The 23,430-nt window shown below is 71.7% G+C and carries 23 protein-coding genes; 10 read left to right on the plus strand and 13 right to left on the minus strand.

Features of this window, described 5'->3' with window-relative positions:
• Nucleotides 1-132: 132 nt before the first annotated feature.
• Complete coding sequence (locus AB0877_RS02320) at nucleotides 133-2,010, minus strand: M14 family metallopeptidase (protein WP_366605864.1); 1,878 nt, start codon at nucleotides 2,008-2,010, stop codon at nucleotides 133-135.
• 210 nt (nucleotides 2,011-2,220) lie between these two features.
• Here AB0877_RS02320 and AB0877_RS02325 point away from each other — a divergent pair, with 210 nt between their 5' ends.
• Nucleotides 2,221-3,558: a C39 family peptidase gene (locus AB0877_RS02325; protein WP_366605866.1), complete on the plus strand. Its 1,338-nt coding sequence runs from the start codon at nucleotides 2,221-2,223 to the stop codon at nucleotides 3,556-3,558.
• 104 nt (nucleotides 3,559-3,662) lie between these two features.
• On the opposite strand, the gene AB0877_RS02330 is transcribed toward AB0877_RS02325, so the two are convergent.
• The 3 genes from AB0877_RS02330 to mqnE form a co-directional block, all read right to left on the minus strand.
• The gene (locus AB0877_RS02330; RefSeq protein ID WP_366606175.1) at nucleotides 3,663-3,938 is read right to left on the minus strand and encodes a DUF4229 domain-containing protein; all 276 of its coding nucleotides are present in this window, start codon (nucleotides 3,936-3,938) and stop codon (nucleotides 3,663-3,665) included.
• 73 nt (nucleotides 3,939-4,011) lie between these two features.
• Entirely contained in the window at nucleotides 4,012-4,449 is a 438-nt protein-coding gene (locus AB0877_RS02335; protein WP_366605867.1) for a hypothetical protein, read from the minus strand.
• A gap of 23 nt (nucleotides 4,450-4,472) precedes the next feature.
• On the minus strand, nucleotides 4,473-5,642 hold the full coding sequence (gene mqnE, locus AB0877_RS02340; protein ID WP_366605868.1) for an aminofutalosine synthase MqnE: 1,170 nt from the start codon (nucleotides 5,640-5,642) through the stop codon (nucleotides 4,473-4,475).
• Nucleotides 5,643-5,881: 239 nt separating this feature from the next.
• On the opposite strand from mqnE, the gene AB0877_RS02345 reads away from it, so the two are divergent.
• The 4 genes from AB0877_RS02345 (at nucleotide 5,882) to AB0877_RS02360 (ending at nucleotide 12,054) form a co-directional block, all read left to right on the plus strand.
• Complete coding sequence (locus tag AB0877_RS02345; protein ID WP_366605869.1) at nucleotides 5,882-7,447, plus strand: NlpC/P60 family protein; 1,566 nt, start codon at nucleotides 5,882-5,884, stop codon at nucleotides 7,445-7,447.
• Nucleotides 7,448-7,561: 114 nt separating this feature from the next.
• Entirely contained in the window at nucleotides 7,562-9,124 is a 1,563-nt protein-coding gene (locus tag AB0877_RS02350) for a hypothetical protein (protein WP_366605871.1), read from the plus strand.
• 329 nt (nucleotides 9,125-9,453) lie between these two features.
• The gene (locus tag AB0877_RS02355; RefSeq protein ID WP_366606177.1) at nucleotides 9,454-11,331 is read left to right on the plus strand and encodes a DEAD/DEAH box helicase; all 1,878 of its coding nucleotides are present in this window, start codon (nucleotides 9,454-9,456) and stop codon (nucleotides 11,329-11,331) included.
• Between the two features lie 102 nt (nucleotides 11,332-11,433).
• Nucleotides 11,434-12,054, plus strand: a complete 621-nt coding sequence (locus AB0877_RS02360; protein WP_366606179.1) for a putative glycolipid-binding domain-containing protein — start codon at nucleotides 11,434-11,436, stop codon at nucleotides 12,052-12,054.
• 93 nt (nucleotides 12,055-12,147) lie between these two features.
• On the opposite strand, the gene AB0877_RS02365 is transcribed toward AB0877_RS02360, so the two are convergent.
• From AB0877_RS02365 to AB0877_RS02375, 3 genes are read right to left on the minus strand one after another with little or no spacing between them, the layout of a single operon-like run.
• Entirely contained in the window at nucleotides 12,148-13,239 is a 1,092-nt protein-coding gene (locus AB0877_RS02365; protein WP_366605872.1) for a PLP-dependent cysteine synthase family protein, read from the minus strand.
• 32 nt (nucleotides 13,240-13,271) lie between these two features.
• Complete coding sequence (locus tag AB0877_RS02370; RefSeq protein ID WP_366605874.1) at nucleotides 13,272-14,102, minus strand: SDR family oxidoreductase; 831 nt, start codon at nucleotides 14,100-14,102, stop codon at nucleotides 13,272-13,274.
• Nucleotides 14,103-14,152: 50 nt separating this feature from the next.
• Entirely contained in the window at nucleotides 14,153-14,611 is a 459-nt protein-coding gene (locus AB0877_RS02375) for an Lrp/AsnC family transcriptional regulator (RefSeq protein ID WP_091395696.1), read from the minus strand.
• Nucleotides 14,612-14,881: 270 nt separating this feature from the next.
• Between AB0877_RS02375 and AB0877_RS02380 the strand changes: the two genes are divergently transcribed.
• Nucleotides 14,882-15,148, plus strand: a complete 267-nt coding sequence (locus AB0877_RS02380; RefSeq protein WP_007454516.1) for a BldC family transcriptional regulator — start codon at nucleotides 14,882-14,884, stop codon at nucleotides 15,146-15,148.
• A gap of 144 nt (nucleotides 15,149-15,292) precedes the next feature.
• On the opposite strand, the gene AB0877_RS02385 is transcribed toward AB0877_RS02380, so the two are convergent.
• Complete coding sequence (locus tag AB0877_RS02385; protein ID WP_366605877.1) at nucleotides 15,293-15,922, minus strand: UbiX family flavin prenyltransferase; 630 nt, start codon at nucleotides 15,920-15,922, stop codon at nucleotides 15,293-15,295.
• Between the two features lie 152 nt (nucleotides 15,923-16,074).
• On the opposite strand from AB0877_RS02385, the gene AB0877_RS02390 reads away from it, so the two are divergent.
• Nucleotides 16,075-17,049, plus strand: a complete 975-nt coding sequence (locus tag AB0877_RS02390) for a terpene synthase (protein ID WP_366605879.1) — start codon at nucleotides 16,075-16,077, stop codon at nucleotides 17,047-17,049.
• Here the strand turns inward: AB0877_RS02390 and mqnP are convergent.
• Entirely contained in the window at nucleotides 17,038-18,012 is a 975-nt protein-coding gene (gene mqnP, locus AB0877_RS02395; RefSeq protein ID WP_366605881.1) for a menaquinone biosynthesis prenyltransferase MqnP, read from the minus strand. The two genes, AB0877_RS02390 and mqnP, sit on opposite strands and share 12 nt — an antisense overlap.
• Entirely contained in the window at nucleotides 18,012-19,472 is a 1,461-nt protein-coding gene (locus AB0877_RS02400; protein ID WP_366605883.1) for a menaquinone biosynthesis decarboxylase, read from the minus strand. The genes mqnP and AB0877_RS02400 overlap by 1 nt, the downstream gene beginning before the upstream one ends.
• A gap of 243 nt (nucleotides 19,473-19,715) precedes the next feature.
• Here AB0877_RS02400 and AB0877_RS02405 point away from each other — a divergent pair, with 243 nt between their 5' ends.
• Nucleotides 19,716-20,591 (plus strand): alpha/beta hydrolase, encoded by an 876-nt coding sequence (locus tag AB0877_RS02405; protein WP_366605884.1) that lies wholly within the window; start codon nucleotides 19,716-19,718, stop codon nucleotides 20,589-20,591.
• Nucleotides 20,592-20,606: 15 nt separating this feature from the next.
• Here the strand turns inward: AB0877_RS02405 and AB0877_RS02410 are convergent, their stop codons facing one another.
• Nucleotides 20,607-21,161, minus strand: coding sequence for a carboxymuconolactone decarboxylase family protein (locus AB0877_RS02410; protein WP_366605886.1), 555 nt, complete (start codon nucleotides 21,159-21,161; stop codon nucleotides 20,607-20,609).
• Between the two features lie 127 nt (nucleotides 21,162-21,288).
• Between AB0877_RS02410 and AB0877_RS02415 the strand changes: the two genes are divergently transcribed.
• Nucleotides 21,289-21,765: a MarR family winged helix-turn-helix transcriptional regulator gene (locus tag AB0877_RS02415; RefSeq protein WP_366605888.1), complete on the plus strand. Its 477-nt coding sequence runs from the start codon at nucleotides 21,289-21,291 to the stop codon at nucleotides 21,763-21,765.
• Between the two features lie 97 nt (nucleotides 21,766-21,862).
• Here AB0877_RS02415 and AB0877_RS02420 read toward each other — a convergent pair whose 3' ends face one another.
• Together AB0877_RS02420 and AB0877_RS02425 are read right to left on the minus strand one after the other, a co-directional pair.
• Nucleotides 21,863-22,051 carry a DUF397 domain-containing protein gene (locus AB0877_RS02420; protein WP_366605889.1) on the minus strand — a complete coding sequence of 63 codons (189 nt, stop codon included), beginning with the start codon at nucleotides 22,049-22,051 and terminating at the stop codon, nucleotides 21,863-21,865.
• A complete protein-coding gene (locus tag AB0877_RS02425; protein WP_366605891.1) occupies nucleotides 22,042-22,848 on the minus strand; it encodes a helix-turn-helix transcriptional regulator in 807 nt (268 codons plus the stop codon). Before AB0877_RS02425 ends, AB0877_RS02420 begins: the two co-directional genes overlap by 10 nt.
• A gap of 335 nt (nucleotides 22,849-23,183) precedes the next feature.
• On the opposite strand from AB0877_RS02425, the gene AB0877_RS02430 reads away from it, so the two are divergent.
• Nucleotides 23,184-23,384 carry a hypothetical protein gene (locus tag AB0877_RS02430; protein ID WP_366605892.1) on the plus strand — a complete coding sequence of 67 codons (201 nt, stop codon included), beginning with the start codon at nucleotides 23,184-23,186 and terminating at the stop codon, nucleotides 23,382-23,384.
• Nucleotides 23,385-23,430 lie beyond the last annotated feature (46 nt).

Consider the following 23,430-nt stretch of genomic DNA (forward strand, 5'->3'; position numbering starts at 1 on the left):
GTGCCGGATCGATCAAGGGCCGATCGGCGTGGCTCGATCGCGCAGCCCCGTCGCACGAGGGGTTTGTCCCGGATCTGGAGGCGCAGGAGCGGGTGGTGGGGCCCCGCCGGGGCGGGACGGGGCCCCACCCGATCAGGAGGACGTGATGGTGACGTTGTCCACAGCCGCCTCCACCAGGCTTGCTCCGGACGCGTCCGCCGCCTCGACCAGGATGCGCACCGACTGGCCGGCGTACGGGGTCAGGTTGAGGTTGGCCACGGCCCAGCTCCCGTTACGGTTACTGGCCGCGCCGGCCTGGGTGAGCAGCGCTGTGGTGCCGCCGTTGTGCACCACGCTCACCCGCAGGTAGTCCGCCGACGAGGCGTTCGAGCCATGCGCCAGGTACCAGGCGAGGGAGAGGGTCAGCGTGCCGGACGACGGCAGGGTCACCGCCGGCGACCGGGCACTGGTCACTCCGCCGTCCACGTCGTAGTCACCGGCCGCCGAGCCGGCGAGCCGGCCGGTGACCAGGTCGTTGGACCCGGCGTACGGGGTGAGTTGCTTGGCCCCGGAGGACGTGGTCGCCTGGGCGGCGCCCCGCTCGAACGCGCCGAGGGTGGCGGTGTCGGTGCCGGACGGGTTGATGGTCCAGCCGGTGGCGGTCTCGAAGGTGTCCGACCAGACGGTGGTGCCGCCACCGCCGCCGCAGTACTGCGCCTGCTTGCCGATGGCCCGGTACGGGCAGTCGGCGTACTCGCTGAGGATCAGCACCGCCTCCCGGTTGCGCGAGGTCTGCGCCGGGATCACCTCGTCGGGCGGGTAGAAGCCGCCGCCGCTGGCCGAGCCCGGGTACATCTCGAAGGTGTAAGCCCAGATGTTGTGGGTCGCCCACATCCAGTCGAGGCTGTCTCCGTCGGTGATGTAGAGGTCGCTGGACTGTTCCGGGGTGTAGCCGTTGGTGGCCGCCATCTGCTGGCCGATGGTGGCGAAGGTGTTGTACTGATCGGCGTTCATCCCGGTCGCGGTGTTCGCCGTCGTGTAGCCGTACGGCCAGAGCACCAACTGCGAGTACGTGTGGAAGTCGATGTTGGCCTTGATCTGCTGCACACCGCCGACGACCCGGCCGTTGACGAAGTTGCGCAGCGCCTGCGTCTCGGGCGCGGAGAACGCCGAGGGCCCACGGTAGGTCTCCGACGAGGTGCTGCCGGACGAGCCGCCGCAGCATCCCCAGTTGTAGGACCAGTTGCGGTTCAGGTCGGTGCCGACGTTGGACGAACCGCTGTTGGGTTGCCGGTTCTTGCGCCAGGACCGGTACGACCCGGTGGCGATGTCGTACTCGCTGCCGTCCGGGTTGACGGTCGGCACGATCCAGAGCTCCCGACCGTTGACGATGTTGGTGATCCGGGAGTCGCTGCCGTAGCTGTCGGTGAAGAGGTTGAGCAGGTAGATCGCCATCTCGACGGTCAGGTGCTCACGGGCGTGCTGCTGGGAGTTGAACAGGATCTCCGGCTCGTTCTCGTCGGTGCCGACGTTGTCGGAGATCTTCACGGCCATCAGGTCGCGGCCCTCGTACGACGAACCGATGCTGATCTTGCGGGCGATCGCCGGGTGGTCGGCGACGACCTGGTTCACGACGGCGGTCAGTTCCGCGTAGTCGTGGTAGTTCGAGTCGGCCGGCGGGAAGGCCAGCGCGCCGAAGTCGCCGGCGCCGCGCTCGGCGTTGGGTGGCGGGGCGAGCGGTTCCAGCCGGAAGCCGAGCTTGCCGATCGCGGCGGCCTCGGCCGCGGTGGCCGAGATGTGCAGCACGCCGTGTTCGGAGTAGTCGATGGCGGCTCCGGTGCGAGCCACCGCGTTGCGGTCGGCGAGGGTCCGGGGCCCGAGCACCCGGTAGCCGGCGGCGGCCTGCTCAGCGGTGCGGTCCGGTGCCGGTCGGGCGGCGACCGGGCCGGCGGCGACGGTGACGATGCCCAGCCCGGTGACGACAGCGAGCACCAGGGCACGGCGGAGGGGGATGGGCGTGCGGAGGGCCATGGACTACCTCCTCGATGGGCGGGAGATCCCGCTCGGTGAAGGACACTTCACCACCTGTCACATGGTCATATCAACATTGATCGTTGCGTTGGCCATCCCAGGCGGATCATCATGGCGGCAATGATTTTCCACCTATCAACATCTGGCGAAACTTCCCTCCAAGCGGAAAACTGACCAGCGACGATGCCCCCTCGACACCGCGGAGCACCCATGGCCAGACCCCGCCTGAGCGCGGCCGCCCTCGCCGGCGTCACCACGCTCACCCTGCTCACCAGCGCCACGCCCGCGCTGGCGGCGCACCCGCCCGCCCCCGCCCACGACGAGCAGATCACCTACCAGGACTGGTCCGGGCCCGCCGACTGGCACCGGGGCAGCCGGGCCGGCACCCGCGTCGTGCCCGGTGCCCGAGCGGGCGTCACCCTGGCCCGCCCGGCCGGCACCACCGAGTATGCCGACCCGCACACCGGCACCACCCGCACCTGGGAGTACGGCACCTGGACCTCACCGGTGACCCGGATCGGGTTCGACGCCACCGAACTGATCGCCTCCTGGAACGCGGAGACCCCCGCCGGCACCTGGATCCAGGTGGAGATGCAGGGCAGCTACACCAGCGGCGACCAGACCCCGTGGTACGTCCTGGGTCGCTGGGCGTCCGGCGACACCGACATCCGGCGGACCAGCGTCAACCGACAGGGCGACCCCTGGTCGACGATCTGGACCGACACCTTCAGCATCGACGACGCCACCGCCGGGGTGCTGCTGCGGTCGTACCAGCTCAAGCTGACCCTCTACCGCGCGCCCGGGCAGAGCGCCGCCCCGGTGGTCCGGATGCTCGGCGCGATGAGTTCCACGGTGCCGGACCGGTTCACGGTGCCGCCGAGCGCCGGACACATCGCCTGGGGTCGGGAACTGCCGGTGCCGCGCTACTCGCAGAACGTGCACTCCGGGCACTACCCCGAGTACGACGGCGGCGGCGAGGCATGGTGCTCGCCCACCTCGACGGAGATGGTCGTCGAGTACTGGGGTCGCCGGCCGTCGACAGCCGACACCTCCTGGGTCGACCCGACCTACCCCGATCCGACCGTCAACCACGCCGCCCGGATGACCTACGACTACGCGTACGACGGCGCGGGCAACTGGCCGTTCAACACCGCGTACGCGGCCAGCTTCCCCGGGCTGGAGGGCCGGGTGACCCGGCTGCACTCGCTGGACGAGCTGGAGCGCTTCATCGCCGCCGGCATCCCCGTCGTGACCAGTCAGTCATTCCTCGCCAGTGAGCTGGACGGGGCGAACTACGGCACGTCCGGGCACCTCTTCGTGGTGGTCGGCTTCACCGCCGACGGCGACGTGATCGTCAACGATCCGGCCTCGTCCAGCAACGATGTCGTGCGCAACGTCTACAAGCGCGCGCAGTTCGAGCAGATCTGGCTGCGTACCAAGCGCGTCAACGCCAGCGGCGGCGTCTCCGGCGGCTCCGGTGGCATCGCGTACCTGATCAAGCCGATCTCGAAGCCCTGGCCCAAGGCCCCCGGCTCCACCACCTGGTAACCCAACCCCCAACCCCATCCGGTAGGCCGATCCCGGCCCGCCTCGTCGGTTGATCATGAAGTTATTGTCCGGCTGATCGGCGTGTCGCGGCAATAACTTCATGATCAACGCGAGGGCTGGTCGGGGGTGGGGGGTTCGTCCTCGCCGGCCAGGGCGGAGCGGAGGCGTTCCTTCTCGGTGCGGCGGCGCTCGGTCGCCTCGGCGATCTCTCCGGCCATCTCGTCCCGCCAACCACGCAGCAGGAAGAAGGAGAGCGCGGCGGAGAACACCAGCGCCAGCATCAGCTTCAGGAACACGTTCATGTCGACCAGCCAGAGGCCCGCCAGCACTGCGACGAACAGCCCGATCCGGCCCAGCGTGTACTTGAGCGCGGCACTCACCTGCACCACTCCGTTCTCTCCGTCGCCCGCCACTGCCGGCGGAAGGGTCGAGCCGCCCGACGGGCGGTCGCGGTCAGCCGGTCCGGCGGGCCAGCCAGCGGACACCCGGGAACCAGAGGGCCGCGTACGCCACCGTGAACGCCCCCGCCGCCAACGCCCCGGAGAGCAGCGGCGGCAACCCCGCACCCAGACCGGCGATCAGCAGCCCGGCGAACACCCCGACGGCAGCGGCGACCACCGCCGCCACCACCCGGGCCGCGCCGAACTCCCAGGCCCGGAAGTCGTCCCAGAACAGCCAGGCCGGCAGGATCACCGCCAGCCAACCGTTCGTGTGCCCGAAGTCGCCGGCGCCGATCGAGGCGAACGCCCAGTCGAACAACACCAACGCGAGCACGCCGATGACCAGGCCGGCCAGGCACACCCCGAGCAGATCGCCCAGGGTACGGATGCGGCCCTCGGCGTCCCGGCGGGGAAACCCGCTCGGCGGCTCAGGTCCTCGTTGCTCGGTCATCGACTGCGAGGGTACGTGGTGACTCAGGCCCAGACCTGCTGCGGCTCGGCGCGCCGCTGCGCCAGCGACGGGGCCTTGTCGTACTCCCGGACCACGTTGTAGCGGGTGTCCCGCTCGACGGGCTGGAAGCCGGCGTCCCAGATCAGGTGCAGCAGGTCGTCCCGGTGCATCGTGTTCGGGGTGCCGTACGAGTCGGCGTCGTGAGTGATCTTGTATTCGACGACGGAGCCGTCCAGGTCGTCCACGCCGAAGTTCAGCGAGAGCTGGGCCACCGACAGCCCGTGCATCACCCAGAAGTTCTTCAGGTGCGGCACGTTGTCGAAGAGCAGCCGGGAGACGGCGAACGTCTTCAGCGACTCGGCCGGCGAGGCCATCGTGGTGCGCGCCTGGATCCGGTTGCGGATCTTGCCGTCCGCCGAGTCGACGAAGTCGTGCTGGTAGCGCAACGGGATGAAGACCGCGAAGCCGCCGGTCTCGTCCTGCAACTCACGCAGCCGCAGCACGTGGTCGACGCGGTGCCGAGGCTCCTCGATGTGGCCGTACAGCATCGTCGCCGGGGTCTTCATGCCCTTGCTGTGCGCCAGGGCGTGGATGCGCGACCAGTCCTCCCAGTGGCAGGCGTGGTCGACGATGTGCTGCCGGACCTCCCAGTCGAAGATCTCCGCGCCGCCACCGGTCAGCGACTCCAGACCGGCGTCCATCAGCTCGTCGAGGATCTCGTCGGCACTCAGGCCGCTGATCTTCTCGAACCACTGCACCTCGGTCGCCGTGAAGCACTTGAGCTTGACGTTCGGCAGCGCCGCCTTCAGCTCACGCAGCACCTTCGGGTAGTAACGCCAGGGCAGCGTCGGGTGCAGGCCGTTGACGATGTGCAACTCGGTGAGCTGCTCGTCCTCCATCTCCTTGGCCTTGCGGACCGCCTCGTCGACGCGCATCGTGTACGCGTCCTTCTCGCCCGGCTTGCGCTGGAACGAGCAGTACGCACAGGACGCCGAGCAGACGTTCGTCAGGTTGAGGTGCCGGTTGACGTTGAACATCACCCGCTCGCCGTTCAGCTCGGTGCGCTTGTGGTGCGCCAGCCGCCCCAGCCAGGTCAGGTCGTCGCTCTCGTAGAGGGCGACCCCGTCCTCCCGGGTCAGCCGCTCACCGGCGTACACCTTCGCTTCGAGCTCACGCTTGAGTCCGGCGTCCATGGCACGTCCCTTCCACCTGCGGTCCGGATCGAGCGTACGTCGCGACACCGACGGGTCCGGCGGCACGGTCGCCGGCAGCGACCCACCTCACCAGACTCTCAGCCTCCCGTAACCCGACAACGCATCGACATGAGTGGCGCGGTGCGGTAGTAACAAGGTGGGGCGGAACACACACACTGGTACCGTCCCGGCGGTCGCGCCCACCGAGCGCGGCGACGAGTGGTTGGACGGGGAGCGGCATGGTCTACAGCGGGCGCGGGCGACGGCAGCGACGACGGAGCCCGGTGATCTCGCCGGTCCTGCGTCCGAAGCTCTGGGCCGCCCTGCTCGGCGCGATCGCCGCAGCCGTGCTGGCCACCCCCGCGTACGCGGAGCCCGGCGTGCCGGCCACGGTGCCGGACACGGGTTCGCGCCCGGCCGTCACCGGCTCGCTCCAACTGCCGGGCAGCGCTCCGGTCGCCGGCGTGCCCGCCCCTCCGGTGGTCAACATCGGCAACGGTCCGCTGGCCACCGCGATCTCCGCCGGTGAGGTCCAGGTCGGCGCGCTAGGCGAGGAGTTGCTGGTGAGTCGGCAGCAACGCGTCGACGCGCAGGCGCAGCTCGACGCGGCCGGCAAGGCGCTGGCGACCGCGCAGGACGCCCTGCTCCGCGCCCAGCAGTCGGCCGACACCGCCGCCGCCGAGGCCGTCAAGGCCGCCGCCGCGCTGCCGCCGGGCGACTTCGCCAAGGACATCCGCGGGCTCAGCCGCCTCCAGGCGATCACCCGCGGCGAGAAGGTCGACGGCGGCACCACCGGCGTGGCCGGGGAGCTGTCCCGGGCCCGCGCGGGCGAGCAGGCCGCGTACCAGAAGCACAGCCAGGCCAAGGATCTGCTGACCGCCGCCGAGGCGAAGTTCACCGCCGGTGAGACGGCGCTGCGCACCGCCGAGGCGAGCCTGCTCAAGCTCCGCCGGGACAACGCCGCCGCGCTGATCGAGATCGAACGTCAGCAGGAAGCCGCCGAGCAGCAGATCGGCGCCGGCTACGTCTCGAACCAGAGCATCAGCGGCATGGCCGCGCACCCCCGGGCACTGGCCGCGGTCCGGTACGCGCTCGCCCAGCTCGGTGACCCGTACAAGTGGTCCGAGGAGGGGCCGAACGAGTTCGACTGCTCGGGCCTGATGTGGGCGGCGTACCGGTCCCCCGGCGCCGACTACTTCGACCTGCCACGGGTCTCCCGCGACCAGTACGCCGCCACCCGGGGCCGCACCGTCCCGCAGAGCGCGCTGCTCCCCGGCGACCTGCTCTTCTTCGCCTCGGGCAGCAGCTGGACGACGATCCACCACGTCGGCATGTACATCGGCAACGGAAAGATGGTGCAGGCACCCACCACTGGTGACGTCGTCAAGATCTCGGTCGTCCGCTGGTCCCGGCTGTACGCGGCCACCCGGGTGATCGGCGCGGTGCCGGCACCGGTCGTGACCAACCCGACTCCGCCCGTCTCGACCCCGAAGCCGACGCCCACCCCGTCGCCGACGAAGACCACCAAGCCGACGCCGACCCCGTCGCCCACGAAGACCACCACCCCGAAGCCCACCGAGAGCGCGACGCCCACGCCGACGCCGACGCTGACGACCACCCCGACGCCCACCCCGACCCTCAGCACCACGCCGAAGCCGTCGAACACCCCGAGCAACACTCCGACGACGCTGCCCTCGGCACCGACCAACGCGCCGACCAGCGCGTCTCCGACGACCACACCGAAGGCCAGCACGAGCGCGACGGGCAGTAGCAGCGCGACGGGCACCCCGAGCGCCACGGGCTGATCCGCCACGACCGGCTCCGGCTGTCCGCCCGGGAAGATCTGTGGCACGGTGACAACCAGGCACATCCGACTCGACGTCACGGGTCCGGGTGCGAGCATGGCGCGGAGGGCGGAAATGGCCGAGCAGAGAGATCCGGCGGAGACTGTCGACCCCGTGGTCGACCAGGCCGGCCCACCGGGGCCGGTTGCCGCCGACCCGGCCGGCCCACCGAGGCTCGACCCCGTGGTCGACCAGGCCGGCGGGTCGGACACTGCCGAGCCGGCGGCTACCAGCGACGCCGCTCCGGCCGCCACCAGCTCCACAGACAGCGCCACCAGCTCGACGGACACCGGCTCCGCCGACAGCGACGACGCCCCCGCGGTCAGCGGCACGGCTGACGGTGGCACGGCTGACGGTGGCACGGCGGCGGTCGTCGTTGACGACTCGACCGACGCCGATGACGACGCGTCGGCCGGCGATGAGCGCCAGAGCCCGGCGGCGGCACCGGTACGCGCACGTGCCAGCGTCGTGACCGCCGGTGCCCTCCGCAGTGACCTGCCGGCCAGCGCTCCGGTCGCCGCGACCACCTACCGTGCGACCGGCTCGGCCAGCCCAGCCGACGTGTCGTTGCCGGGCCAGCGAAGCGACTCCTCCGCGCCGGCCCGGGCCAGCGCCACGGTCCCCAGCAGCAGTCGGGGCACTGCCAGCGCCCTGGGCACCCCGGACCGTCGCGAGAGCGCGCCCGCCGTCTATCGAGCCGCGCCGGTTGGTGCCGAGCCGGCCCAGCCTCCGACCCCGTCGACTCCGGAACCGGAGCCGGACCCCACACCACCCGGCCCCGGGCCGACCCAGCCGTCGCCACCGGAACCGGAGCCCGCGCCGGCCCCGGGTCCGTACCCGCCCGGTCCGGCACCGACGCCGGGTCCCCGACCGACGCCGCCACCCGGTCCGGTTCCCCCTCTTCCGGGCCCGCCGTCCCCGCCGCCCTCGCCGATGCCGCCCATCCCCGGTCCGCCGACGCCGCCCGTCCCGAGCCCGCCGCTGCCGCCACCCGGTCCGCCGGTGCCGGCACCACCGGCCCCGCCCGGCCCGATGCCGGCGCCCCCGTTTCCGCCGCCGCCCGCGATGACCGACACGCCCGGCGTACGGGCCGGCGCCTCGGTCTCCGCACCACCGGCCGGGTGGTCGTCCCCCGCCGGGGCGACCCGACCGACGTCCGGTGCCGAATGGGCCGGCACAGCCGTCTCCGCGCCACCGGTGGTGCCCGCACCAGCACTGCCGAGCTGGCCACCGTCCACGGCCGGGGCACCTTCGTCGACCGCGAACGCCGGAAGCTCGCGTGTGACAGCGCCGCCGAGCGGCCCGCCGGCCGGGTCCACCGGGCGGGACGCTGCCGGCGCCCGTGGTGGGCGGCGCGACAACCGCACCGATCTGGCCGGCACCGTCTACGGCAACGGCGAGGGCGCTGGCTTCGCCACTGTCGCGATACCCGCCAACGCGGTGGAGACCTCCGGCTCGCTGACCGGGCACATCCTGGCTCAGGGGTGGTCCGACACGCCGACCGAGCGGTCCACCAACGCCCGGGTGATGATCGTCCTGGCCGCCGCTCTGGGGCTGCTGGTGGCGATCAGTGTCATGGTCGTCCTGCTGGCCGGCGACGCCCTGGACGGTCTGGTGGGCAGCGTGCTCAACGGGTGAGCCAGCGAGCGCCGGCGATGGTGAGTCCGCCCACTACGGTCGGTCAACCGGCTGGCGGCTTCGCCAGACCGCCGTACACTGGCTGAGATCACTGACCCGGCGCGCGTGGTGTGCGCCCCTGGGCGATCTTGCGGGCGATCCGGCGGCACAGCCGCGGCAGGCCATCGCGAAGATGCGCCCCGCTCGAAAGGTTTTTGTTGACCACCTCTGCTGACCACAGCACCGTTACGTCCGTTTTCAACTCAGTCCCGGCGGCCGACGCCGCCCGGGAGCAGCTCGACGTCGCCCCGAGCGAGGCCGGCACCCCTGCGGTCGAGACCGCCGAGCCGATGAGCTTCGCCACTCTCGGCCTTCCGGAGCAGTTGGTCCGCGCGCTGGGCCAGCAGGGCATCACCAGCCCGTTCGAGATCCAGCGGGCCACCGTTCCGGACGCGCTCGCCGGCCGCGACGTGCTCGGCCGCGGGCAGACCGGTTCGGGCAAGACGCTCGCCTTCGGTCTGCCGATGATCGCCCGGCTGGCCAACCGCAACCGGGCCCGGCCGATGCGTCCGCGCGCCCTGGTCCTGGTGCCCACCCGCGAGCTGGCCATGCAGGTCAACGACGCCCTGGTGCCGTTGGGCAAGTCCGTCGGCATCTTCCTCAAGACCGCCGTCGGCGGCGTTCCGTACGACCGTCAGATCGACGCGCTGCGCCGCGGCGTGGAGATCATCGTGGCCACCCCGGGCCGGCTCGGCGACCTCATCGAGCGGGGCATCTGCCAGCTCGACGACGTCGAGGTGACGGTGCTCGACGAGGCCGACCAGATGGCTGACATGGGCTTCCTGCCCGAGGTGACCGACCTGCTGGCGAAGACGCCCGCGAACGGTCAGCGGCTGCTCTTCTCGGCCACCCTGGACGGTGACGTCGACGCGCTGGTCAAGCGGTTCATGACCGACCCGGTCACCCACTCCACGGCGCCCTCCACCGCTTCGGTGTCCACCATGGACCACCACATGCTGTTGATCCCGCCGCACGAGAAGTTCCCGGTGGCGGCCTCGATCGCCGCCCGGGACGGCCGGACCATGGTCTTCGCCCGCACCCAGCTCGGGGTGGACCGGCTGGTCGAGCAGCTCGCGGCCGTCGGCGTACGCGCCGGTGGGCTGCACGGCGGCAAGACCCAGCGGATGCGCACCAAGACGCTCGCCGAGTTCCGTGAGGGCCGGATGAACGTGCTGGTCGCCACGGACGTGGCGGCGCGAGGCATCCACGTCGACGGGGTCACCCTGGTGCTGCACGTCGACCCGCCGAAGGACCCCAAGGACTACCTGCACCGCGCGGGGCGTACCGCCCGGGCCGGCGAGTCGGGCGCGGTCGCCACGCTGGTTCTGCCCAAGCAGCGCCGTACCACCCTGGCGATGATGGAGAAGGCCGGCGTCGCGCCGGCCGAGACCCGGGTCCGGGTCGGGGACGCGGCGCTGGCCGAGCTGGTCGGTGCCCGCGAGCCCAGTGGCGTGCCGGTTCGCGTCGAGGCGGAGCCCCGGGGCTACGGCGACCGCTCCGGCGGTCCGCGCCGGTTCGGTGACCGCCCGCAGGGCGAGCGGCGCTACGGCGACCGGCCCACCGGCGAGCGGCGCTACGGCGACCGACCGCAGGGCGACCGGAGCTACGGAGGTCGGCCTACCGGCGAGCGCCGCTACAGCGACCGACCGCAGGGCGACCGGAGCTACGGCGACCGGCCCACCGGCGAGCGCCGCTACAGCGACCGACCGCAGGGCGACCGGGGTTACGGCGGTCGGCCGCAGGGCGACCGGGGTTACGGCGGTCGGCCGCAGGGCGACCGCAGCTACAGCGACCGGCCCACCGGCGAGCGCCGCTACAGCGACCGACCGCAGGGCGACCGGAGCTACGGCGACCGGCAGCACGGCGACCGGCCGCAGGGCGAGCGGCGTTACGCCGATCGGGACAGCCGGGGCTACGGCGACCGGCCGCAGGGCGAGCGTCGGTTCAGCGACCGGCCGCAGTTCGGTGACCGCGACGGTCGGGGCGACCGACCGACCGGCGAGCGGCGCTTCGGCGACCGGCCGCAGGGTGACCGGCGCTTCGGCGACCGGGACGCTCGGGGCGGTTTCCGCTCGGAGAGCCGGGTCCGGGACGACCGGCCCCGCGATGACCGCCCGCGTGACGACCGGCGCGGTTTCGGCGGGCGACCGGCAGCTCGTACCCACTGATTGATCTACCGAACGCCGTCGTGAAGCCCCGGCTTCGCGGCGGCGTTCGCGCATGTCCTGCCGATACCGAGCGGGTCGCGTAACGTCCGGCTCATGCCGACCATGCCGAAGTCGATCTTCTGGTCCCGGACGGACACCGCCGGCAGCGAGCAGGTTCTGCTCGACGACGGCCATGGGTTGACGGCCCGGGGCACCCTGCTCGCCGTGGACCCCATCCCGTGGACCGCCCGCTACCAGCTGACCACCACGCCGGACTGGGCCACCACCCGTGTCGAGGTCGAGGCAGAGGGTCTCGGCTGGCTGCGTCGGGTGACCCTCGAGCGGGCCACCGGCCGCTGGCGGGTGACCACCGCCGAGCAGGGCGACCTGGACGCCGCACTGGTCGCGGCCGGTCATCCCCGAGCCGGTCTGCCGGGTACGGACGACCCGGACCGGCTGGCCGACGCGCTCGACGTCGACCTGAGCGGTTCGCCGCTGTTCAACACCCTGCCGGTCCATCGGCTTCGGATGGCGGCGGAGCCGGCCGATGTGGCGCACCGGATCACAGTCGCCTGGGTGCTGCTGCCCGGCCTCGAGGTGGTGCCGGCCGAGCAGATCTACACCGGGCGCGGGCCCGGTCGGGTGCGCTTCGCCAGCGGCACCTTCACCGCCGACATCGATCTGGACGACAGCGGCTACGTGGTGCGCTACCCCGGGCTGGCCGAACGGATCGACCCACGCTGATCCGAATCCTGGCGGGCCAGAGGGCCTGGCCGCTCGGCCCTGGGTGGGTCAGCCCCCGCTGACGGCCCAGGAGGGCAGGCTGCGCCGACCGCGTCAGGCGGGCCAGCTCCCGCTGGTCAGGAAGCGGTCGATGGTGGCCAGGTGCGGAGCCAGGTCGAGGCCCTGGGCGGCCACCCAGTCGTCGGCGTAGTACGTGTCGGCGTACCGGTCGCCCGGGTCGCAGATCAGGGTGACCACCGAGCCGGTCCGACGCTCGGCGAGCATCGCGGCGATCAGTCCGAAGGCGCCCCACAGGTTGGTGCCGGTTGACCCGCCCACCCGGCGGCCGAGCAGCGCCGAGCCGGCCCGCATGGCGGCCAGGGACGCCGCGTCCGGCACCTGGACCATCCGGTCCACCACCGAGGGCAGGAACGACGCCTCCACGGTGGGCCGGCCGATCCCCTCGATGCGGGAGCCCTTCCCGGTGCGTACGGACCAGTCGGCGGCCAGCCAGGCCGGGTAGAACGCCGAGTTCTCCGGGTCAACGACGCAGAGCTTGGTGGCGAGCCGGCGGTACCGGGCGTATCGGCCGATGGTCGCGCTGGTGCCCCCGGTGCCGGCGCCCACCACCACCCAGGCGGGGATCGGGTGCCGCTCCAACTCCAACTGCGCGTAGATCGACTCGGCGATGTTGTTGTTGCCCCGCCAGTCCGTCGCCCGCTCGGCGTAGGTGAACTGGTCCATGAAATGTCCGCCGGAGTCCTCGGCGAGCCACCGGGCCTCGACCACCACGCTCGCCGGGTCGTCGACCAGGTGACACCGGCCGCCCTGGAACTCGATCTGCGTGATCTTCTCGGGCGAGGTGGAGGCGGGCATCACCGCGATGAACGGCAGGCCCAGCATCCGGGCGAAGTACGCCTCGGAGACCGCCGTCGAGCCCGACGACGCCTCGACGATCGTGGTGCGCGGCCCGATCCAACCGTTGCAGAGGCCGTAGAGGAACAGTGAACGGGCCAGCCGGTGCTTCAGCGAGCCGGTGGGGTGTGACGACTCGTCCTTGAGGTAGAGGTCGATCCCCCACTCCCTGGGCAGCGGGAACGGCAGCAGGTGGGTGTCGGCGGACCGGTTGGCGTCTGCCTCGACGGCGGCGATCGCCTCGGTCACCCAGGTTCGGCTGGATTCGTCGCACCGGTCGAGATGAGTCACGTTCGGAAACCTAGCAAGCGGGCCAGCGGTGGTCAGCGCGGGTCCGGCGGCGTTGACCTGCGGCGTTGCCGGCGCTGACCGGCGCGGCCGGCGGCCCGGACGATCGGGGTGAGCGCGACGGCCAGCCTGGGCAGCGCGTCCAGCAGGCGCACCTGCGCTCCCCGCCAGCGGGGCAGGCTGACCACCGGACGTGGCCGGCGGGCCAGCCGGACGGCCCGCGCCGCCACCTGCTGCGCGGTCAGCATCGACCCGGTGAACGAGGCGACCGCCCCCGGGTCGTCCAGCCGGTCGTGCAGCATCGGGGTCCAGATGCCGTCCGGGCAGAGGCAGGAGACGTGCACCCGCCGGTACCCGGCCATCCGCAGGTCGGACAGGGTGCCGAGGCTGAAGGCCAGCAGGGCGTGCTTGCTGGCCGCGTACACCGTCTCGCCGGGCGCGGCGACCAGCCCGGCCAGCGAGACGACATTGAGCACGTGGCCGTGGCCCTGGGCGCGCATCACGGCCAGCGCGGCGAGGGTGCCGTTCATGGCCCCGTGGGTGTTCACGTCGAGCAGCCGACGGCGGGTCGCGGCGTCGTGCTCCCACGACGCACCGGTGACCAGAATGCCGGCGTTGTTGACCCAGAGGGCGAGGTCACCCCGGCCTGTCGCGTTCGCGGCGACGGCGGCGCAGGCGGCCTCGTCCCGGACGTCCAGGGCGGCCGACCAGCCGCCGAGCGGCGCGGCGGCGGCCCGCACCGCCACCGGGTCAAGGTCGGTGAGCAGCACCGACCAACCGTCGGTGTGCAGCGCGGTGGCGATGGCACGGCCCAGGCCGCCGGCAGCGCCGGTCACCACGGCCACGGGACGCGCTGGCTCGGTCACCGGCGCACGCTACCGCCGGCCGCCCGGACGACACCAGGGGTACACGGCGGTCAGGCCGCGGGCGGGCCGACCGGCTGGGGGCGGTTCTCCCACTTGGTGGAGAGCGCGATGGCGGTACGGGTGGAGGCCACCCCCGGCGTCCGGTTCAACCGCACGATCAACTGCTCCAGCTCGGCGATCGTACCGACCCGCGCCTTGAGCAGGAACGACTCCACGCCGGCCATGAAGTAGCAGGACTCGATCTCGGGCAGCACCCGCAGCGACTCCAGCATGTCGTCGCTGTCGGCGCCGGAGTCCTCGACGATGCCGATCAGCGCCGTGACACCCAACCCGATCGACTCCGGGGCCACGTCCGCGCGGTAGCCCCGGACGACGCCGCTGCTCTCCAGCTTGCCCACCCGCTCGTGCACGGCCGGTGCCGAGAGACCCACCTGACGGGCCAGCTCGGCGTACGAGAGGCGGGCGTTGCCGCGCAGCAGGTCGACGAGGCTCAGGTCGATGGCATCCACAGAGAGTCACCTTAACCGCTGACGCGTAACGTGCGGCCTTCGGCACCCGTTGGACTGAGCGGTGAGTCACTGTTCATAAACCGCCGGTCAGGGTCGAGGTAGCACCAGTAACATTACTAACTCCCCACTCAGTGCATTTTTCGCGTTTGGGCGGACAGGCCATGTCCCTGGTGCTGTAATTGCCATACGTCCCTCATGACGGCTCTGGGCTACGCACCAGCCGGGGGCAGTGTGTTCAGCCGGGGGCTTCGTCGACGCGAGGAGGGGGCTGTGGACACTGGAGATCGCCTGCTGACACCGGGTGAGGTCGCCGCGCTGTTTCGGGTAGACCCGAAAACTGTGACGAGATGGGCGGCGGCCGGCCGGATAGGAAGCATCCGGACTCCAGGCGGGCATCGCCGGTTTCGGGAATCCGAGGTGCGAGCCCTGCTTGAGGGGGAGGGCATGCTGGACGAGGTGGATGAGGTCGGTAAGCCACGCAATGTGGGGCCGGCGGCATCCACGGGGCCGGGTCCGGCCAACGCCGGCATGTACTGAACTGGTGCGGACAACGCCACGCGGACCGGACACCAGTCCGGTCCGCGTCCCGCTTCGGCCAACCGCCGGGCTGCAGCACCGCTCGTACTGAGTGGCACAACCATGCCCAGCACGAGCGGGCCGGGTCACCACGTGCGGGACGGCTCAGCTCCGGGCTGCCCCGAGCTGGCCGGACCACCGTCGGAACAGGGTGTGCGGGACGCCGAGCGCGTCCAGCACCTTGCCGGCCACGAAGTCGACCAGTTGCTGCGCGCTGGCCGCCGCGCCGGCGCCGTAGAAGCCGGGGCTGGCCGGCAGCACCACCGCGCCCGCGTCGTGCAGGGCGATGAGGTGCTCCAGGTGGCTGCGGGTCACCGGTGTCTCCCGGGGGACCAGCACCACGGGCCGGCGTTCCTTGAGGTTGACCTCGGCGGCACGCTGCAACAGGTCCTTGGAGAGCCCGATCGCGATCCCCGCGCAGGCGGCCGTGCTGGCCGGGACCACTGCCATTCCGCGTACCCGGTAGGAGCCGCTGCTCGGCCCGGCGGCCAGGTCGCCGGCCGGCCAGTGCCGCACATCCGCCGTGGCCAGGTCCCGATCCAGCCAGGCGGCGAGGTCCTCGGCCCAGTGCCCGTCACGGAAGGGGCGGCCGGTCTCGTCGAGCACCGTGAGTCGCGCCGCCCGGGACACGATCAGGTCCACCGGCTCGCCCGCGTCGAGCAGTCCGCCGATGACGGCCGCCGCGTACGGCGTGCCGGAGGCACCGGAGACCCCGACCACCCATGGTTCCCGCATCCCCCCAGCCTGCCTGGTCCGGCTGGCCCACCGGTCGGCACCCCCGTGGTTGGTCCGGTCCGACATGTCGGGCGGGGCGCCGGCGCAACCCGCCGACCTGACATGCTGCTGCTGGCGATTCGCACCGGATCCATCTCGAAGAGGAGGCATCGGTGACGACCGGCGAGATCCTCCGGGCGCTGCGTGCCGAGTGTCCGATCCCGCCACGGCTCCCACCACCACACGTCGATCGCGTGCAGGCCTGGCTGCTCGATCTGCTGCCCGAGCTCGGCTTCCCACTGGACGACGCCGCGCTGCGCCGGCTGTCCCAGGGCGCCTTCGCCCGGTACGCCGCGAGGCTCTACCCGGCGGCGACCGAAGCCGACCTGCGGGTGCTGGCCGCGATCTTCACCTGGTTCTTCCTGGTCGATGACGCCTGCGACGGGCCGGACCGGTTGACGCCGGAGCAGATCCGGGCGCTGCGCAACGGCACCCTGGCGCTCCTGCACGACGGCGCCCGGCTGCGACAGGCCGGGCTGACCGGCCCGCTGCGCCGACTGCTGGTGCTGGCCTGGCGGGAGCCGCGCCGCCGGATGCCGGCACGGTGGCGGCAGCGTTTCGCCGACGCGGTGGCCCGACACCTCGACGGCACCTGGCAGGAGGCCGTCAGCAAGGAGGCTGGCCGCCGCCCGAGCGTGGACGAGTACGTCGAACTCCGTCGGTCGACCTCGGCGGCGGAGGTGTCGTACCCGCTCGTGGAGTTCGTCAACGGCCGGCTGTTGCCCGACCCGGTCTACCACCACCCGCTGCTGCGTCAGATCGCCCGCACCGGCAACGACCTGCTCTCCTGGTACAACGACCTGGCCTCCCTGAGACGGGATCGGGTGGCCGCCGGCGGGCACAACCTGGTCCTCGCCATCGAGGCCGAACTGGGAGTTTCGGAGGCGGAGGCGGCCGAGCGTGCTGCCGAGCACTGGCGGGAGGCGATGCGGCGCTTCGTCGCGTTGCGGGCCGCGGTGCCGTCGTTCGGCCCGGCGTTGGACGAGGCGGTCGCCGACCATCTCGACGGGGTCGCGAACGCCGTGCGCGGCACCATCGACTGGACCTTCGAGAGCGCGCGCTACCCGGTCAGCGCCTCAGGGCCGTAGGCCGAGCCGGATCACCAGGTCGAGCAGGGCGAAGAAGAACAGCGCGATGCCGACGAACCCGTTCGCGGTGAAGAACGCCCGGTTGACCTTGCTGAGGTCGGTCGGGGTGACCACCAGGTGCTGGTAGGCGAACGCCACGGCGGTCAGCGCCAGCCCGATCCACCAGAGCCAGCCGAGACCGATCAGCGCACCGAACCAGACGAACAGCGCGAAGGTCACCACGTGCGCGACCGAGGACGCGTGCAGAGCGAAGCGCCGACCGTACCGGGCGGGCACGCTGTGCACGCCGATCTCCCGGTCGATCTCGGAGTCCTGGCAGGCGTAGATCAGGTCGAAGCCGCCGATCCACAGCCCCACCGCCGCGCCGAGCAGCCAGGCCGGCCCGGACCCGTCCAGGGTGCCGGTGACCGCCAGCCAGGCGCCGACCGGGCCGACCGCCTGGGCGATGCCGAGGATGGCGTGCGGCCAGTTGGTGAACCGCTTGGCGTAGGGGTAGACGACCAGCGGCACCACGGCGAGCGGCGCGAGCACCAGGCAGAGCGGGTTGAGCAGGGCGGCGGCGGCGAGGAAGACCACGAGTGCGACGGCCGCGCCGGTCCAGGCCGTGCGGACGCTCACCGCTCCGGTGACCAGTTCCCGACCGGCGGTACGCGGGTTCCGCGCGTCGATCTCGCGATCGAGGATCCGGTTGGCGGCCATCGCGAACGTCCGCGCCCCGACCATCGCCACGGTGATCAGCAGCAGGTCGAGCCACCGTACCCGCCCGCCGGCACCCTGCATCGCGGCGAGCGCGGAGAGGAACGCGAACGGCAGCGCGAAGACGGAGTGCTCGACGGCGACGAGCTTCAGGAAGGCCCGCACCCTCGTCCGCGATCTTGCACTTTCTGCGGCGACAGAAGAGGAGGAAGGGGAGGAATCGTCGACCGAAAGTGCAAGATCGCGGGGGTTGTTGGTGGTGGCCATCAGATTCCGTACTCCTTCCAGCGCTTGTCGACCAGAGACGTGACCTCGGGACTCATGCGCATCTCCTCCGGCCAGCCGCGGGTGTAGCCCTCGGTGGGTAGCTTGCGGGTCGCGTCGACGCCCGCCTTGCCGCCCCAGAACTGCTGGTACGACGCGTGGTCGAGGTGGTCCACCGGGCCCTCGGTGAGCAGCAGATCGCGCGAGTAGTCGACGTTGCCGAAGGCGCGGAAGGCGACCTCGTTGTAGTCGTGCACGTCGCAGTCCTCGTCGACGATCACGATCAGCTTGGTCAGCGACATCATGTGCGCGCCCCAGATCGCGTTCATCACCTTCTGGGCATGCTTCGGGTAGCGCTTACGGATCGACACGATCGCGCAGTTGTGGAAGACCCCGGCGGCGGGCAGGTTGTAATCGACGATGTCCGGGATCAGGAAGCGCAGCAGTGGTGCGAAGATCCGCTCGGTGGCCTTGCCGAGGCCGTGGTCCTCCTGCGGCGGCTGCGACGTGACGATCGAGTGGTAGACGGGGTTGCGCTGCATGGTCATCGCTTCGATGTGCATCACCGGGAACGGCTCGACCGGCGTGTAGAAGCCGGTGTGGTCGCCGAACGGGCCCTCCGGCAGTCGCTCGCCCGGCTCGATGTAACCCTCCAGCACGATCTGCGCGTGCGCCGGCACCTGCAGCGGCACGGTCAGGCAGTCGACCATCTCGACCCGCTCGCCGCTCAGGAAACCGGCGAACAGGTACTCGTCGATGTCCGCGGGTAGTGGCGCGCTGGCCGAGTAGGCGACCGCGGGGTCGGCACCGATGGCGATCGCGACCGGCAGGCGCTGCCCGAGCCGCTCGGCGACCGCGTGGTGCGCCGTGGAGTTCTTGTGGATCTGCCAGTGCATGCCGATGGTGTTGTGCGAGTGCTGCTGCAGGCGGTAGAGCCCGAGGTTCCGCTTGCCCGTCTCGGGGTGCTTGGTGTGGGTCAGCCCGAAGTTGTGGAAGATCCCGCCGTCGCCCGGCCAGACCTGCAGCCCGGGCAACCGGTTGAGGTCGACGTCGTCGCCGCGGTAGACCACCTGCTGGCAGGGGGCCGTCTTGACCTTCTTCGGCGGCATGGACTTGAGCTGCATGACCTTGCCGAGCCCGCCCATCATGCCCGAGAAGCCCTGCGGCAGTTCCGGCTTGAGCATCTCGCCGATCCGCGCGCCGATCTCGTCGAGGTTCTCCACCCCGAGCGCCATCGCCATCCGCTTCTCGGTGCCGAACAGGTTGATCGCCACCGGCATCTCGCCCCGGGTCGGACGCTCGAAGAGCAGCGCCGGGCCGCCGGCCCGCACCGTGCGGGTGACCACCTCGCTGATCTCCAGAGTCGGGTCGACCGGGACGTCGACCCGGCGCAACTCCCCCGCGCGCTCCAGCGCCGCGAGAAAGTCCTTGAGATCGGTGTACGGGAAGCCACGAGCCGCCATGTCGCCCAGTCTCCCGCACCGGCTCCCGAACGGCCCAAGCCGGGTGCTGTGAGATCGCCCCCTGCCCGCGGCGGACGGCGGCCGTAGATCGACTCGGCTTTCAGGAAGTCGCGGTGTCCCAGGCTGCCGGACACCGCGACTTCAAGGAGGGCGAGTGGATCAACCGGCACGACCCGAACCTCGCGGGCATGGCGGGCGGTTGAGCGGGTAGCCGGGCGGACGGACGGCGGGCGGGGGCGGCGAATGGGCGTGGAGCGGGTTCCGGCGGGGTTCACCGAGCAACGGGCACGGGTCGGCCAGATCACCATGAACTACGTCCGTGGCGGCACCGGCCCGCCGCTGGTGCTGCTGCACGGGTACCCGCAGTGCTGGTACATGTGGCGGCACCTGCTGCCCGAGTTGGGGCGCTCCTTCGACGTGGTCGCGCCCGACCTGCGGGGCTTCGGGGGCAGCGACGCCCCGGTCGACGGGTACGACAAGTTGACGGTCGCCGCCGACCTGCACGGCCTCCTCGACCAGCTCGGCCTGGTCAGTGACCTTCGGCTGGTCGGACACGACCTGGGGACCATGGTGGCGTACGCGTACGCCGCCGCCCATCCGCAGCGGGTGAGCCGACTGGCGCTCACCGAGGCACCGATCCCCGACGAGAGCATCTACACGTTCCCCGCGCTCACCTCGGCCGGCCCCGGGGTGTGGAACTTCGGCTACTTCTCTCTCGGCAACGGGCTACCGGAGGCCCTGGTCGAGGGGCGGGAGTCGCTCTGGGTGGACAGGTTCACCGACGCCCTGATGGTGCGAAAGGGCAGCATCGCCCCGGCCGACATCGAGGAGTTCGCCAGCCATCTGCGCGACCCGGCGCAGCTGCGGGCCAGCTTCGCCTACTTCCGGGCGTTCCAGCAGGACATCGCGGACAACGCCGCGTACCGGGGCACGAAGTTGACCATGCCGGTGCTGGCCGTCGGGTCGGCGGCCAGCCTCGGCGGACAGGTCGCCGAGCAGGTCCGCAGGTACGCCGACACGGTCCGCGGCGAGGTGATCGAGGACTGCGGGCACTGGCTGTACGAGGAGCGGCCCGACGAGATGCTCGCCCTGCTGCGCGACTTTCTGCAGGCCGACTGAAGCAGGCGCCAGCGGTCAGGCGGCCGGCGTCCAGGCGTGGGCGGCCAGTGGTGGGTCGAGCCGTGCCCGGGTGAGGCGGTTGGCGAAGGTGGACATGGTGTACGCGCCGACGCCGAGCACCACGTCCAGCGCGTGCCGGGGCTGGTAGCCGGCGGCCAGGAAGTCGCTTACCTCGTCGTCCGGCGCTGCGCCCCGGTGGTCGAGCACGGCCAGCGTGAACCGACGCAGCGCCTCCAGGCGCGGGTCAGGCAGCGCCGAGCCGGCGCGCAGCGCGGTGATCAGTTCGGCGGTCGCGCCGAGCCGGGTGAGCGTGCCGGTATGCAGGGCGACGCAGACGTGGCATTCGCTGGTGGTAGCGACGGCGAGGACGACCACCTCCCGCTCCAGCGGGGCGAGGTCGGTCTGCTCGAAGCCCGCGCTGACGGTGAGGAAGCCGGTGAGCAGCTGCGGCGAGTCGGCCATCAGCGCCACCGGGGTGGGCAGCCAGCCGAAGCGGTTCTGCACACCCTTGATGGCGCGACGGGCGGCGACCGGTGCGGTCTCGGCGGTGTGTTCGGTGAAGACGGACATTGTGCACCTGCTTTCGGAGAGGACGGCACGAGGTCGGGAGGGCGGGAGGCCGCCAGGGCTGACATCGGTGCCGCATCCGGTACGATAGTCAACGTGGTTGACGAAATAGTAAACGTGGTTGTCGAAGATGGCAACCGCTGACCCCGCGCGCCCCGGCTTCGCGCTGCCGCTGTTGCTGCTGGCCGGGTTCCGGACGCTGATCGACGAACTGCACACCGAACTGGCCCGGGAGGGCCACCCGGAGCTGCGACCGCTGCACGGGTTCGTGCTCCAGGCCGTCGGCGCGGACGGCACCACCGCCACCGAACTGGGCCAGCGGTTGGGCATCTCGAAGCAGGCCGCCGGCAAGACAGTCGACCGGCTGGTCGCCGTCGGCTACCTGGAGCGGGTCGACGACCCTTCCGACGCGCGACGCCGGCTGATCCGGGTTACGCCTCGCGGCGCAGACGGGCTGCGCCGCTCGGCCGAGATCTTCGACCGGCTGCGTGCACAGTGGGCGGACACGCTCGGCCCGGAACGCGTCACCGCGATGGAAAACGACCTCGGCACGATGGCCTCGGCCAACTGGTTCCGGCTCGACGTGCCCGGCTGGTTCGGCGGCTGATCGCGGGCGCGGGGGGCGAGCGAGACTTCCAGGCCATCCTGACGGGTGGCCCGGGTCGGGTGCGGGGACGCCTGCGGCTAGCCGGCTGAGTAGCCCGTCAGTGGGTGCGGGCCAGCTCGACGAAGGCCCGCCACGCGGCCGGGGCAAAGGTCAGCAGGCCGCCGTCGCGGTCCTTGGAATCGCGGACGTGCACCCGGCCGGCTAGATTGTCGGCGACCTCGACGCACGCGCCGGCGTCGTTGCCGCTCCGGGTGGACTTGCGCCAGCGGGCTCCGGTCAGATCCATGGCTTCACGATCTCCTCGAGCAGGTCGATCGACTGCTGCCGGGGCAGCGCGTCACTGCGCAGACTCTCCCACCTTCCGAGCAGGGTCGCCACCTCGAAGATGTCGTCCACTGCGGTTCCGCCGGTCTGGTTGTCGAGGAAGCCGAGCCAACTGCCGTCGGCGGTGCGGCCGAGGATGAACGGCCCGAAGAGGCCGGCGTGCAGGCCCACACCCTGTGGCAGCACGTGCACCCTGATGTGCGGGCGGCGGGCGCACGCCACCAGGTGCCGGAGCTGCTCGGCCAGCACCCCGGCGCACCCCTCCGCGAAGCGCTGTAGCGCGGCCTCGTCGATCACGGCGGTGAGCTGCGGTGGGTGCTCGTGGTCGAGGATCGTCTGCCGCTCCAGCCGGGCCGCCACCAACTCCTCCACCCGGTCAGCGGTCAGCCCCAGGTCGAGCCGGAACACCGCCCGGGCGTAGTCGGCGGTCTGCAACAGCCCGGGAACCATCGTCGCGCCGAAGCATCGCAGTTGGGTGGCGACCCGCTCGACCTCCAGCCACGGGCGGAACCAGACCGGCTCGCCGTCGCGGCGGCCCAGGTCGCGGAGCGAGGTCAGCAAGCCGCCGGTGTCGAGCACCTCGTCAGCCCGCTTCAGGTACGCCTCGTTGGGTGCCGTCTGCCCCAACTCGACGGCCGACACCATGGACGGCGAGTAGTGCGCGCGTTTGCCGTACTCCTCCTGAGTCAGCCCGGCTGCGAGCCGGGACCGCCGCAGCTGCTCCCGGATCAGCGCCGCCGTGGACACCCTTGTGGTCACCGCACCCACCTTCCGCCGCGATTGTCAGGGTTGTGCAACCCCACCTGCCGCACGGTAGCGAGCACTCAACGCTGCGTCAGGCCGTGACGCGCATATCGGGGTAACGCGAGCTGCGACCCGACCCGGGGGTGGCCGGCAAGCACAAGATCCACTCGGGTTTCGCGAAGTCGGGGTGTCCCGGGCCGCAGGACACCCCGACCACCTGAAAGCCGAGTGGATCAACGGGCGACCACGCGCGGGACACCGCCATATCGCCGCCCAGGGCCGAGTCAAGCCCGGCAGGCACATCTCACCGTGCCTGGCCGAACGGCGGGACGCGGGAGCAGAGTGGCTTCATGTCGGACGCGTACGTCGTCGGCGACCCGGACGGGTTGTCGCCCCTGCTGGTCGAGCTACGTGACGCCGTCGCCCGGGAGCTGCACGCCCAACTGGCGATGCGCGGCGAGCGGATCGAGCTGGCGGATCTACCGGAGGTGTCCTACCAGGTCACCGTCCAGGTCGAGCGGGCCATGCGGACCTGGCGACCCACCCGGTAGACGCGGGCCGGGCACGGACGCACCCGTGACCGGCCCGTACCGCGTT

The organism is Micromonospora sp. NPDC047644, from assembly GCF_040704315.1.
Classification (GTDB): domain Bacteria; phylum Actinomycetota; class Actinomycetes; order Mycobacteriales; family Micromonosporaceae; genus Micromonospora.

Bases quoted from the DNA above. Each gene is read 5' to 3' on its own strand.
- AB0877_RS02320 (WP_366605864.1), bottom strand. From the start codon at position 2,010: ATGGCCCTCCGCACGCCCATCCCCCTCCGCCGTGCCCTGGTGCTCGCT.
- AB0877_RS02325 (WP_366605866.1), top strand. From the start codon at position 2,221: ATGGCCAGACCCCGCCTGAGCGCGGCCGCCCTCGCCGGCGTCACCACG.
- AB0877_RS02335 (WP_366605867.1), bottom strand. From the start codon at position 4,449: ATGACCGAGCAACGAGGACCTGAGCCGCCGAGCGGGTTTCCCCGCCGG.
- mqnE (WP_366605868.1), bottom strand. From the start codon at position 5,642: ATGGACGCCGGACTCAAGCGTGAGCTCGAAGCGAAGGTGTACGCCGGT.
- AB0877_RS02345 (WP_366605869.1), top strand. From the start codon at position 5,882: ATGGTCTACAGCGGGCGCGGGCGACGGCAGCGACGACGGAGCCCGGTG.
- AB0877_RS02350 (WP_366605871.1), top strand. From the start codon at position 7,562: ATGGCCGAGCAGAGAGATCCGGCGGAGACTGTCGACCCCGTGGTCGAC.
- AB0877_RS02355 (WP_366606177.1), top strand. From the start codon at position 9,454: ATGAGCTTCGCCACTCTCGGCCTTCCGGAGCAGTTGGTCCGCGCGCTG.
- AB0877_RS02360 (WP_366606179.1), top strand. From the start codon at position 11,434: ATGCCGAAGTCGATCTTCTGGTCCCGGACGGACACCGCCGGCAGCGAG.
- AB0877_RS02385 (WP_366605877.1), bottom strand. From the start codon at position 15,922: ATGCGGGAACCATGGGTGGTCGGGGTCTCCGGTGCCTCCGGCACGCCG.
- mqnP (WP_366605881.1), bottom strand. From the start codon at position 18,012: ATGGCCACCACCAACAACCCCCGCGATCTTGCACTTTCGGTCGACGAT.
- AB0877_RS02400 (WP_366605883.1), bottom strand. From the start codon at position 19,472: ATGGCGGCTCGTGGCTTCCCGTACACCGATCTCAAGGACTTTCTCGCG.
- AB0877_RS02405 (WP_366605884.1), top strand. From the start codon at position 19,716: ATGGGCGTGGAGCGGGTTCCGGCGGGGTTCACCGAGCAACGGGCACGG.
- AB0877_RS02410 (WP_366605886.1), bottom strand. From the start codon at position 21,161: ATGTCCGTCTTCACCGAACACACCGCCGAGACCGCACCGGTCGCCGCC.
- AB0877_RS02415 (WP_366605888.1), top strand. From the start codon at position 21,289: ATGGCAACCGCTGACCCCGCGCGCCCCGGCTTCGCGCTGCCGCTGTTG.
- AB0877_RS02420 (WP_366605889.1), bottom strand. From the start codon at position 22,051: ATGGATCTGACCGGAGCCCGCTGGCGCAAGTCCACCCGGAGCGGCAAC.
- AB0877_RS02430 (WP_366605892.1), top strand. From the start codon at position 23,184: ATGTCGGACGCGTACGTCGTCGGCGACCCGGACGGGTTGTCGCCCCTG.